14 protein-coding genes are annotated in these 11597 nt (G+C 57.7%); 7 read left to right on the top strand and 7 right to left on the bottom strand.

Going from position 1 to position 11597, the window contains the following annotated elements:
• Positions 1-431: 431 nt before the first annotated feature.
• Positions 432-1052 carry a recombinase family protein gene (locus tag AC1D0N_RS30620; protein WP_477250213.1) on the top strand — a complete coding sequence of 207 codons (621 nt, stop codon included), beginning with the start codon at positions 432-434 and terminating at the stop codon, positions 1050-1052.
• Positions 1053-1378: 326 nt separating this feature from the next.
• Here AC1D0N_RS30620 and AC1D0N_RS30615 read toward each other — a convergent pair whose 3' ends face one another.
• The 6 genes from AC1D0N_RS30615 to AC1D0N_RS30590 form a co-directional block, all read right to left on the bottom strand.
• A complete protein-coding gene (locus tag AC1D0N_RS30615) occupies positions 1379-1984 on the bottom strand; it encodes a hypothetical protein (protein WP_477250211.1) in 606 nt (201 codons plus the stop codon).
• 1 nt (position 1985) lies between these two features.
• Positions 1986-2216, bottom strand: coding sequence for an HGGxSTG domain-containing protein (locus AC1D0N_RS30610; RefSeq protein ID WP_477250209.1), 231 nt, complete (start codon positions 2214-2216; stop codon positions 1986-1988).
• The gene (locus AC1D0N_RS30605; RefSeq protein ID WP_477250207.1) at positions 2140-2808 is read right to left on the bottom strand and encodes a hypothetical protein; all 669 of its coding nucleotides are present in this window, start codon (positions 2806-2808) and stop codon (positions 2140-2142) included. Before AC1D0N_RS30605 ends, AC1D0N_RS30610 begins: the two co-directional genes overlap by 77 nt.
• Positions 2798-3103: a DUF6074 family protein gene (locus tag AC1D0N_RS30600; RefSeq protein WP_477250205.1), complete on the bottom strand. Its 306-nt coding sequence runs from the start codon at positions 3101-3103 to the stop codon at positions 2798-2800. The genes AC1D0N_RS30605 and AC1D0N_RS30600 overlap by 11 nt, the downstream gene beginning before the upstream one ends.
• 80 nt (positions 3104-3183) lie before the next feature.
• Positions 3184-3729, bottom strand: coding sequence for a hypothetical protein (locus AC1D0N_RS30595; RefSeq protein ID WP_477250204.1), 546 nt, complete (start codon positions 3727-3729; stop codon positions 3184-3186).
• Positions 3730-3768: 39 nt separating this feature from the next.
• Positions 3769-3960, bottom strand: coding sequence for a hypothetical protein (locus tag AC1D0N_RS30590; RefSeq protein WP_477250202.1), 192 nt, complete (start codon positions 3958-3960; stop codon positions 3769-3771).
• A gap of 119 nt (positions 3961-4079) precedes the next feature.
• Between AC1D0N_RS30590 and AC1D0N_RS30585 the strand changes: the two genes are divergently transcribed.
• From AC1D0N_RS30585 to AC1D0N_RS30565, 5 genes are all read left to right on the top strand, one after another.
• Complete coding sequence (locus tag AC1D0N_RS30585; RefSeq protein ID WP_477250200.1) at positions 4080-4646, top strand: Arc family DNA-binding protein; 567 nt, start codon at positions 4080-4082, stop codon at positions 4644-4646.
• Positions 4647-5894: a tyrosine-type recombinase/integrase gene (locus AC1D0N_RS30580; RefSeq protein WP_477250198.1), complete on the top strand. Its 1248-nt coding sequence runs from the start codon at positions 4647-4649 to the stop codon at positions 5892-5894.
• Complete coding sequence (locus tag AC1D0N_RS30575; RefSeq protein WP_477250196.1) at positions 5891-6424, top strand: hypothetical protein; 534 nt, start codon at positions 5891-5893, stop codon at positions 6422-6424. The genes AC1D0N_RS30580 and AC1D0N_RS30575 overlap by 4 nt, the downstream gene beginning before the upstream one ends.
• Before the next feature lie 200 nt (positions 6425-6624).
• Positions 6625-8433, top strand: a complete 1809-nt coding sequence (locus tag AC1D0N_RS30570) for a DUF6538 domain-containing protein (RefSeq protein WP_477250195.1) — start codon at positions 6625-6627, stop codon at positions 8431-8433.
• Between the two features lie 461 nt (positions 8434-8894).
• A complete protein-coding gene (locus AC1D0N_RS30565; RefSeq protein WP_477250193.1) occupies positions 8895-9326 on the top strand; it encodes a potassium channel family protein in 432 nt (143 codons plus the stop codon).
• A 13-nt stretch (positions 9327-9339) separates the two neighbouring features.
• On the opposite strand, the gene hemN is transcribed toward AC1D0N_RS30565, so the two are convergent.
• On the bottom strand, positions 9340-10689 hold the full coding sequence (gene hemN / locus AC1D0N_RS30560; RefSeq protein ID WP_477250223.1) for an oxygen-independent coproporphyrinogen III oxidase: 1350 nt from the start codon (positions 10687-10689) through the stop codon (positions 9340-9342).
• A 154-nt stretch (positions 10690-10843) separates the two neighbouring features.
• Here hemN and AC1D0N_RS30555 point away from each other — a divergent pair, with 154 nt between their 5' ends.
• Positions 10844-11572, top strand: coding sequence for a Crp/Fnr family transcriptional regulator (locus AC1D0N_RS30555; RefSeq protein ID WP_477250221.1), 729 nt, complete (start codon positions 10844-10846; stop codon positions 11570-11572).
• Positions 11573-11597: the final 25 nt, after the last annotated feature.

The raw sequence follows: 11597 nt of genomic DNA, 5'->3' as shown, positions 1-11597 counted from the left end.
AACGTAGTCCTGCTGCGTATGCGGTCCCAGGCCCCGCATCAGCATGTCCTGCTGCATGCGCTGGCGAAGCGGCGTGATCGGAGCATCGGTCGACAGGGTAGCCATGGCAAGTTCCTCTCGTTGAAGGGAACTCCATGGTCGGATCGCGGTCTCTACCCGCTCAAGGCCTATGAATACCGCGCCATCTCAGAACAGGCGACACTCCCGCGAAGCGGGTTCGTGCATGAGGCGCAAAGCAGTCGTTCGACAATGAGGCGTGCTCAATCGCGCTATCAGGTCTGAATGCGACCTCCGGTTTGTTCGGAAAATGACCGTTTTCCGTACAGTCAATTTCAGTGCGCACGACTCCTCAGCCGAACGGCGCAATGTGTACGGAAATTATGTAAAGAAATCTATTGTGCGGATAACGTTCTTCGCTTAGAATCCTGAACATGCTGATAGGATACGCACGGGTCTCGACGAACGATCAGAACCTGGATTTGCAACGCGATGCTCTGAGCAGGGCTGGATGCACCAAGATTTTCGAAGAGAAGAAGTCCGGGCGCGCCGGCACAAAGCGCCCAGAATTCGACGCCGCGCTCGCCTACCTCCGACCGGATGATGTTCTCGTCGTTTGGAAACTCGATCGTCTCGGGCGCTCGCTCGTCGAAATGATGCGCACAATTGATACGCTTCGACGGCAGGAGATCAAGTTTCTCAGCCTCACGGAGCAGTTCGACAGCGAAACCGCACATGGACGTTTCGCGTTGCAGATGCACGGAGCAATGGCTGAGTACTTCCTTGATTTGAATCGCGAACGAACGATGGAGGGACTGAAGGCTGCCCTAGCTCGTGGCCGTAAAGGCGGTCGCAGGAAGAAGCTTAGTCAGGGAGATGTCGACGCTGCAACCGCACTTCTGAAGGCTGGTACCATTCCCGTCGCCGATGTTGCCAAACGGATGGGAGTGTCGCGAACCACGTTTTATTCTTACTTCCCTTCCGCAAGATTGCGACAGCGGCAGCAGCTTGTACCTGTGGCCGGCCAAATCACTGATCCCCGCGGTTCGAGCTAGCTGACCCCGATAAGTTGCACCAGGCTTGGCGATCGACGAACCCAGCGAACAGATTGATCCCTGTCTGCGACAGGCCGGCACCACACATTGCGTCTGGTATGACCAAGGCGTACCCGGCAAAACCAAATTGCTCCGATCGGTTTTCAGTTAGCGGACGTCCTTGCCCATGGAACGCGCGACGAAATGCGAAGCGAAGGCTGGCGCTCCGATAGATGCAGATATGTGCCTACGTTTCATTCTCAAATCGAAATATGTTGTCTAACCTTGATTGTCTCATTGATTACGTTCGTTTTTTTCGAGTCTTACCTAGTTGGCCGGTCGTGACCTCACATGAGCCCAGTCAATCTTGCCATCAGTTGGTAAGTGCCAAAATCCAAGATATGTTCGTAACGATCGAACTTGGCCTCCGTGCTGCAGTACGTGAGTTGCCGCATCCATTTCGGCTTCGGCGGAAAATCCCACTCTTCCGGATCGAAAGACCCGATCGAACAGAGCCGTCTACGGATCTTGTCTTGTCCACGATGAGCTCTACCCGTCTGGTCGAAGAATTGAGACTGATACGCGACCTGTCGGCCCCAATGCTTCTTCGAAGCGAATCTTCCGGCGCCTGGCGGCATCCAGAGTACTGACACGGGCACATGCAGACGGGGACATGCAAAATACCATTGCCGCCCCCCGAAGTGTCGGGACATCGTCCATAGAGGGATGCGCTGGATTTCATTGTTGATGCGGACTTCGAACCAGCCGCCCTCGGGACTGCTCATGTCGGCCGAGATAGTGGCAGCTGCACGCGGCTCATCATAGAAGCCATCTGTCCAGGTGACAGAACAGCTTCGATACGAGCCGGGAGTGATGAAGTCATTTCGGATCAAGCGGTTTATGTCGAGCTTGAGGCCGGCTTCCAGCGTAGCTCGCTGCAGAGGTCTTGGCATGTCAGCCCACCAATTCGATAACTTCTTTGATCTCCGCGAGTAGCTCGCGAAAGTGCCGACGTTCGGCTAGTGCTTCGGCCGAGTACCGTCCATGCTTGAAAGCGTTGCTGTTGCCTTTCGGCGCTCCGGGAGACTTTCCGCCGTGCAATCTGCACCTACCGTTTGGCATCGCCGGTGACTGACACGGGCTCGCCGACCTCGTCCTCGCGCCGCATCGCGGGCTGGAATGCATCTGCAATCTTTGCATGGGGTTGATCCTCGATTTTGTTGGTGGCCCCTCCCCCCTCCTTAGATGCGGCGTTCACCGTCCCGACGACCGCTTGGCCGCCAGCATGGACGTGCACGTGCTCGACCGTGACCTTCTGCTGCCCTTTGCCTCGATGACGGTTCAAAGCCTCCAGTAGGGTCGAACAAGTTCGCGACAGCTTGTTGGCTTGCGCCAGATTCTCCCTGCGGCCTTCGAAGGTCTGTTCGCCGATCATGGCGCGCCGATAGCATTCCATTGCGGCGTTGTGGGCGGCTACGAGTTGGGCGGCCACCATGCTTTCCAGCTCGTCCTTGGGGGCGATGCCCATCAGAGCGGCAATCGTTGCGCTCAACTGCCGATCGCGCTCCTCGGGGCTTGAGTTCTTCAACCACAATGCCTGTACCGCCTGATTGGCGAGGGTGTTGTTCCAATGATCGGATTGAGAGCCGCCGACCTTTTTCAGCCGGCCTTTTCGATCTTCGGGATCGTCGGCGACGACGGTATGGGCCTTGGCGGCGACATTCGGATTGCTCATGATCATCTCACTGTCGGACGCGAGCCAGTCTTCATGCGACATGGCCGCCGTCAGGGCGATTGTTACGGTAGGCTAGTCGGTCAATCTCCATCTGAACTGCCGACCAAAATTCTCCTACGTGCTCATCCCGCTCGTCTTCACCGAGCCCTGCCTTTCCAAGTTGCTTCACAAGGGCATCGGTCACCTGGATGCGGTAGGACGAGGCCGCCCGCTCAGTCGGCTTGTCCAGCATCTTGAGCGCTACATCGCGGATACGGCCCGAACGACGTGGCATTGGGAATATGATCACTCGCCCCATGGGGAACCAACTGAATAGAGGGAGGTCGTCATGCGTCATCCCAGCCTCCGCTGTCGCCTGGATGTATGGTAGATAATACTGCCCGCTGTGAGCGGTCGCTCAGACGCTGGAATTCTGCGTTATCGTCCGGCACGAGCGGACACTCCGGCTTCAATGGCCCGTTGCGGACGGGCGATCTTTTCAGAATCGTCCGCTGCGGGCGGGCCATTGGTCCGCTGTGAACGGACCGCTGTTTTTTCTGAGAGGTCGACGCCTGGTTGCCACTTCATGAAATCCTTTGAGCCGCCCGCGAGAACGCGGTTCGGAATATCCTGCGGTAGCTCCGTCAATAGCCATCGAGTGGACCTGCCCGCACTTCGGCCATCGGCGGTTACCTTCCAACTAAAAGAGCCCTTCTGCTGAGGCTTGATCATCCCCTTGGCCTGGAGGCCTTTGAATGCCTTCTCTACGGCTGTGTTGCTGCTGTTGGTAAGCGCTTCGGCCTCACGGTGCGACAACGGTATGTTTCCATTATTGCTGCCATTGTAGCGCCGCTTTAGCTCGAGATAGAGGGCGCGTTCATAGACGTTGGAATTTTGCCAAGCGACTGACTTCATCATCCATTCGTACATTTGGAAAAAGTGGCCATCGCCGGCTCCGCGGATCCTGCTGTTCTTCCAGCTCATTCGGCATCTTTCTGGGTTGGTTGACTTACCGGCGCGTTTTCAGGCTGCATCGTCCATGAAAAACTTGATGAGCTTCGACCGGCTGGCGACATAGCGCTCACCGATTTGCCTAACCATGGGAAGCTTGCCTGCTCTGACCATGTGATAGGTCTGCTGATAATTGCGGCCGATCAGTTTGCCGATATCCTCTATGCCCCAGATAAGGTCGAGGCCGTCCGACTTCGTATCCATCCACATCCTCTCAGGTTGGCCTGGCTGTTGTAAATCACCGTGATTTACATTACCGTGATTTCATTGCAGGTCAAGCTCCTGTAAATTACGGTGATGTCGTCAGTTGGGGATGAGTTTGTATGGCGAACGAGAGTGGCAGGGCTGGGCGTGGCTCAGACCAGTTCCCCTTGCGGTTACCTCCGGGCATGCGCGATCAGATCAAACGGGCCGCTGAGGACAGCGGCAGGTCGATGAACTCCGAGATCTTGGATGTTCTGAGGGAGGCTTTTCCTGAGGACCCGAACTTGGAGGAACTAGTTGACGCGCTCGATTATTCGATCGCGATGATCCGGGACATCCAAGCCGAGTCCCCTTCAGGGGATGTGTCGCGCAGCAATAAATTTATGACGGTTCTCGGTAGGATGGAATCGACCAACGCTGACCTTGGGAAGACTGTCGGTGAAAATCGGCAGTCGCCAGTGGTGGTACTGCGCCGCGACGTTCTCGACGGAATCACCGCGCTACAGAAGGAATTGGACATTCCCAGCGCGCTCTTCGAAAGCCTAACCAGCGATCTAATTCAAATGAGCCTCAATCGCATTGCGACTGGTGAAGAGAGGCTGAAGGTTTGGATTGGTGAGGGAGACGCCCGGAGGATGGTCGAAATAGAGAGGCGCTCAGGCAATAAAAGCGCTGGAGAAGAATAAGTGTCGATCCGCAAGCGAACTTGGACCACGGGGAAGGGTGAGGCGAAAACGTCATGGGTTGTCGACTACGTCGACGGTAAGGGCATCCGCCGGCTGAAGACATTCGTGAAGAAAAAAGACGCGGACGGCTTTGCCGCAACGGCCAAGGTCGAGGTCAGGCAGGGCGTGCACGTCGCCGACAGCGACAGTGCCACGATAAAAGCGGCGGGCGCCTTCTGGATCGCCAGCGCTGAGGGCGCGGGCCTCGAGCGATCGACGATCAACCAGTACAGGCAGCACCTTGATCTCCATATCGTTCCCCTCATCGGCGACACACTGCTTTCCCGCGTGACGGTGCCGGCTGTCAGAGCGTTTGAAGATGATCTTCGCGCCAAGGGACGATCGGTCGCCATGGTTCGGAAGGTGCTGGTCAGCCTGGGATCGTTGTTGGCAGATGCGCAGGAGCTCGGGCTTGTGACGCGCAATGCTGTCCGGGAGAAGAGCCGGTCACGGCAGAGGGGCAAGGACAGACGCCACGAGAGGCGCCAGAAAGGTCGTTTAAAGGTCGGGATGGACATTCCGACACGCGAAGAGGTTAAGGCCATTGTAGGCGCTCTGGAAGGTCGCTGGAGGCCATTGTTGCTTACCGCCATCTTTGCCGGCCTGAGAGCTTCAGAACTGCGTGGCCTGCGCTGGCAGGACGTGGATCTCGACAAGCGCGAAGTTCGCGTTCAACAGCGCGCCGATAGGTTCAACGATATTGGCAAGCCGAAGTCCGAAGCCGGCGAGCGGACAGTTCCGATTCCGCCAATGGTGGTCAACGCGCTGAAGGAATGGAAGCTTGGCTACAGCCGGCCGATCGTCGGCAAAGATGATGAAGGCAAGTCGATCCGGGAAGATGCGAAACCGGAGCATCTGATTTTCGCTAACGGCGCCGGCAACGTGGAAAGTCTAGCCAACATCATCAACCGCGGCTTGGTACCGGTCCAGATTGCCGCTGGCGTCAGCGTGGCGACGGAGAAGCAGGACACGGACGGCAATGCGATCATGGCCGCGAAGTACACCGGCATGCACGCGTTGCGCCACTTCTACGCCTCATGGTGCATCAATCGGCCACAAGATGGCGGCCTCGGCTTGCCTTTGAAGGTGGTCCAGGAACGCATGGGACATTCAAGCGTGATGATGACGGCGGACGTCTACGGGCATCTGTTTCCGAGAGGCGATGACGCCGAAGAAATGGCGGCAGCGGAAAGGGCGCTCCTCGCATGACCTCGCAGCCCGAGAGAGGATCGGAGGCCTGGGAGGACATCGAAACTGACAAGCTATTCGCAACGGTGGGGCGGTATGTTGTATTTTTCCAAATGGTCGAGGCCAAGGTGGACGAATGCTTGTTGCTGTTGTGGGGACACGACAACTGGCAGGATAGCCAATTGCGACTAAGCGCCATGCGCAACGCCGATCGGGTGAATGCGCTCCTGACTGCATTCCGGGGTTGTCCGGAGAACGCGCGAGGCCGTACGCGTCCAGATTGGGTTCTATCGTTCGAGGAATTGATCGACGCGCTTCATGATGAGCGGCGCCACAGGAACGGCCTGCTTCATTCGCACTTCCTGTTCGACTTCATGAAAATCGGCTACCCGGTCTTACAAGTTGATCGGAAGGCCAGGAAATCAGGGAAGCCAGACGTGGGCCTATCCGGGGACACACAGAAGGAACTGTTGGACCGACTGGTGAGACTGTACCTACGCGTCGCCCACGCCCACACACAACTCGTCCATGACTACGACGCGCCACTCTAGAAGCAACGCAACATAGATGCGACACAGCGCACTGAAAGCCTTACGCCACAAGACTTGCGTTCGGACTGAAAATCCGCGTGTCGGTGGTTCGAATCCCCTCTGGGCACCACTTCTCCCTAAACGGTTGATTCTTCTCAAAGCGTTGCTTTCCAACAGTTGCCTCCTCTCGACTGTCATACAGCCTGTGATACAAGAGAGGTATGGAAGACATGGAGATGCCAAGTAGCCTGATTAAGCGGAACGAAATATTCTATGTGCATGTTCGCGTGCCTGCGAACATCGTTGAGACCTATGGCAAGCGGTTCGAAACGAAGTCGCCGCGCACCAAGGACTTCAAGGAGGCGCGGCGAAAGCTCCATGACGAGGTGTCCGCGATCAATCGTGGGTTTGATAATCACAGGGCCAAGATCGCGCGACAAACCCAACCCGCCACTCCACAGGCATCGATCAGCTTCGCAGAGATAGCCCGGCGGCATGCTCGCGACGTCAGCGACAAGGAATTTGCCGATCGCGCTGAACTCTTCGAAGCCACCTATGCGGAGCCGTCACGCCTTTGGAAAGGCGAACTGGTCGCGCTGCCGGAGTCACGGTACTTCGATCATCTGGTGGAGGACGGCGAACTTGATAAGATCGTCGGTTACATCGTTCGCACCCGTGCCAAGGATCGCATTGCCGAGCTTCGCCGCATGCTGGCGACGGGCAATCTGAAAGAACTGACGGCGATTGCCGAAGAGCGTTCACACGGCATTGATCCAGCCCGCAAGCTTGTCCTCGCGCGACTTCTTGCCCGTGCCGAGATTGACGCTTTGGTAGCCATCGTCGCAGGCGAGCCAGATGCCGGTATCGAGAGTGCCGCCGTAGCACCCAGCACGCCCGCAGAGCGCAGCGACGGCGGAACAGGTGCACAGGTGCTGGTCAGCGCCAATCATGGCTCTGGGGGACCCCGCCTGTCGCTCGTTTTGGCTGACTGGATTGCCGAAAAGGCGCGCACCAATTCATGGGTCGAAAAGACCCGCGACGAACGGGAAGCATCCGTGAAGGCGTTTATCGAAGTATGCGGCGATCACCCTGTAGGGGTCTACGCCAAGGCCGACGCAAAGCGCTTCAAGGATGTCCTCTTCAACATTCCACCGAACGCGCACAAGAAGATGGCCTTCAAGAGTCTCGGTTTGGTTGCTATCGCTGAGAAGGCAGAGGCCGAAGGCACACAGAAGCCGACTGCAAAGAATGTCGCCCTGAAAATGGACGCGGTATCATCGCTCTTCATCTGGGCGAAAAAGAACTTCGATGAGGTCCAGACCAATCCGTTTGAAGGACTGAAGCCTCAAGTTGACACCGTCGCTCGCGAGGAACGTGACCCGTTCAGTCTGGACGAATTGAAGCGGATATTCAGCGCGCCACCATTCACAGGCGCGAAATCTGAACACCATTGGCTACAGCCGGGTTCTCAAATTCTGGACTTATCCGGGAAGTTCTGGGTTCCGTTGGTTGCGCTCTACGCTGGCGCGCGGCTGATGGAGATCGTGCAACTCCGTCGCGGCGATATCCAGACGGTCGGTGATGTGACGTTTTTTGACATCAAGGGCGATGGCGAGAACCGAGTGAAGACGCGAAGCTCAAATCGCCGTATTCCGGTTCATCCGGCGTTAGTGCGAGCCGGCCTCTTGGATTTCGTCGAACGCGTGGAGAATCCAGAACAACGCATATTCCCCGATATCGAGGTTGGTAGCGCGAAGAACCGCTCCGCCCCGGCGTCGAAGCTCTTTATTCGGCTGATCCGCTCGGCTGGCGTGAAGACGCGGAAGAATTGCTTCCATAGCTTCCGACACTCATTCGAAGACGCCTGCCGGGATGCTGAGATCGACACGGCGGTCATGAACGCTCTGCAAGGTCACGCTGAGCGGGGAATGTCTGGGCGCTACGGTAGCGGCTTCAGGCTGGAGCGGTTGAACGCTGAGATAGCGAAAATCGATTACGGTCTCGATTTCGAGAAGTCGGTCGCCGATTAGAAAAGGAAGGCCGTGCCTTCATCAACAATCTCAATAAAAGACCCGCACCGCCGTGCGAGTAGAGGAACGGGATAAATGGAGCCTGGCCTGATGAGCAGCCTCGGATGGGTCCGGAGGGCGCATTAAGGACGTTGATTTTATTGAGTTTTTCGTGGGCCGGAATCAGAAATCTTCCCGTATCGTTCCGTAGTATCCACAATGTCGATTCTAGCAGCCATTTATGCGTTTGAGGTGCGCGAGATCACTCCGTCCACGGCATCGACACGGCGGCGACTGCACTCGGAGCAGGAATTATTGCTCGCAAGGGCCCGCGCTTTGAAACCCAGGCCTCCGGCTGGATCCGCCGGCGCGAGCAAGCCAACCGATCGTCGATCGAGCCCGGGCGCGTTTCCCTGCCCTCCGTCGGTACTAGGATTGATCTCGCACAAGGACGAAGGGCTTTTGATGGCTACGTTCTGCGCATGATCCTCAATCTGCTCATCGGCACCATCGTCATAAGTCTGACGGTCTTGATCCACACATTTGGTCTGATCGCCGTCACGCACGCGATGGGGCACCTGGTAGCCCGGTTTCGCATGCATGGGCGCCGCAGCCGTATCGTCGCGATGATCAGCGTGGTGATGGGGCTCTTTGCTGTCATGACCGCGGAGGTGTGGCTCTGGGCAGGACTATACCGGTTGCTGGATATCTTCGCCGATTTCGAAACCGCCCTGTACTTTTCCACCATCACCTTCTCGACGGTTGGCTACGGCGACATCGTGCCCGCCCATGCGTGGCGTGTCCTGGCGGCGCTGGAGGGCGTAAACGGGTTCCTGCTCATCGGCTGGTCGACCGCCTATCTGATTGCGGCAGGGACCCGCATCGGCCCGTTCAAGGCCGGCGAACATTTCTAACGGGAGCCAATGCTCAGACCGCCACCGAGTGCCTGGCTTTGCCGGTTTCGAAATATTTGTCGAACTTCGCCGCGATGCTCCTGACAAAGGGCCGACTTTCCGCCGGCACGACGAAGCGGTCACCGTCAAGTTCAAGCAACCGCGCAGGATCGTGAAGGGCGGTGGAACTCGCTTTGACGAGAAGCCGTTGACCGGCTTCGCCAAAGCGCTCCAGCAGGTCGATCGCGGAGAAGCCGAAGTCACACATCAGCCGCTCGATGATCCAGCCGCGAACGCGATCGTCGTCAGAAAACGCAATCCCGCGGACAGCGGCCAACCCGCCGTCCGCGACCATGCGCCCATACTCGGTGGTCGAAGGCATGTTCTGTGCATAGCCCTGCCGAAATTGGCTGATGGACGATGGGCCGAGGCCAATCAAAGTTTCGCAACCATCCTCGGTGTAGCCCTGAAAGTTCCGGTGCAAAGTCCCGGCGCGCGCCGCAATCGCCAGCGCATCGCCCGGTTTGGCGAAATGGTCGAGCCCGATTGCCTCGTATCCATTGTCTACAATCGCCTGCGCAGCCAGTTGCGACTGGGCAAAGCGCTCCGCGGGTCCCGGCAACCAGGCCTCGTCGATCATCGTCTGATGTTTCTTGAACCACGGTACATGCGCGTAGCCAAAAAGCGCGATCCGATCCGGTTCCAGCGTCAGTGCCTGCGCGACCGTAGAAGCGACGCTCTCCCTGGTCTGGTGCGGCAGGCCGTAAAGCAGGTCCAGATTGACCGATTCAACGCCGCGCGAACGAACGCCGTCAACCACCGTCTTGGTCTGCAGGAAGCTCTGCTCGCGGTTGATTGCCTTCTGCACCTTCGGATCGAAATCCTGAACGCCGAGGCTCGCCCTTGTCATGCCGATTTCGGCCAGTGCATCGAGGCGGTCATCGTCCATGTCGTTGGGTTCGATTTCGACACTGATCTTCGCGTCGGGAAGAAAGGCAAAGCTGTTGCGCAGGACGCTTCCCAGCGCCACCATATCGCTAGGTTTGAGCATCGTCGGCGAGCCGCCGCCGAAATGGACGGCACGCACGCGGCCCTTGCCTGCGACAAGACCGGCTACGGTGGCGATCTCCGCATTCAGCGAGCGCAGATAGGTGGTCACCGGCTCGTAATGGCGTGTCTGCTTGGTATGGCATGCACAGAACCAGCAAAGCTTGTCGCAGTACGGGATGTGCAGATACAGCGATATTTCGTCGCCCTCGTTGAGGGCCTGAAGCCAGCCACGACAGACGGTAGCGTCAACGCTTGCGTTAGAATGCGGCGCTGTCGGGTAGCTCGTATAGCGCGGTACGTTCTCACCAAGTCTGGCAACTAATTCTGGCCGCATGTCTCTATCCGCTCCATCTTGCATGGCGCGACACTGGTCACATTGGACGTCATCAGCCTTGATTTCGGTCAAAGCCATCCACGGACAAACTGCCGCAAGGATTTTCCTGCCGCCGATGCTATCTTGCCGGCATTTGGATCCTCGGACGATCATGATGACAGTGCGTCAGGATGTTCATAGCGCCGGCATTCCCGTGCTTTGCCAATCGTGCGAAGCGCGCCACCATGGCGTCTGCGGCGCGCTCGATCCCGATCAATTGGTGGGCTTGGCCAAGACCTCATCGAAGCATACGGTTGAACCGGGCGTAGAACTGATTGGCGACACTGAGACCGTCGACAGTTATTCGAACGTGCTTTCCGGCGTGGTGAAGCTCACAAAGAGCCTGTCGGACGGACGCCAGCAGATTGTCGGCCTCCAGTTCGCCCCCGATTTTCTGGGCCGGCCCTTCAAGGTGGAAAGCGCAATCAATGCCGAAGCCGCCACAGCCGTTTCCGTGTGTTCGTTTCCAAAGGCCGCCATCGAACGGATGATGAAGGAATCGCCGGAACTCGAGCATCGTCTGCTCAAGCAGACGCTGAACGAACTCGACGAAGCCCGCGACTGGATGGTGACGCTGGGGCGCAAGAGTGCTTCCGAAAAGGTGGCGAGCTTTCTCCTGATGATCGCCAGGAACATCGACCCCAGCCTCGATCCAACCGCCCAGTCGACAAGTTTCGATCTGCCGCTGACCCGCGCCGACATCGCCGATTTCCTGGGTCTGACGATCGAGACGGTGAGCCGCCAACTGACCAGGTTGCGATCGGATGGCGTGATCCGGATCGAGAACAACCGGGAGGTCACTGTCGACAACTTGACCCGGCTGCAGCGACGCTCCGGCGTCTAGAGCAATTCCAGGAAAAGTGTGAAAC

Source organism: Mesorhizobium sp. P2_E10, assembly GCF_056404235.1.
The sequence above is the reverse complement of the archived record's forward strand: the minus strand, read 5'-3'. Positions and strand labels throughout refer to the sequence as shown.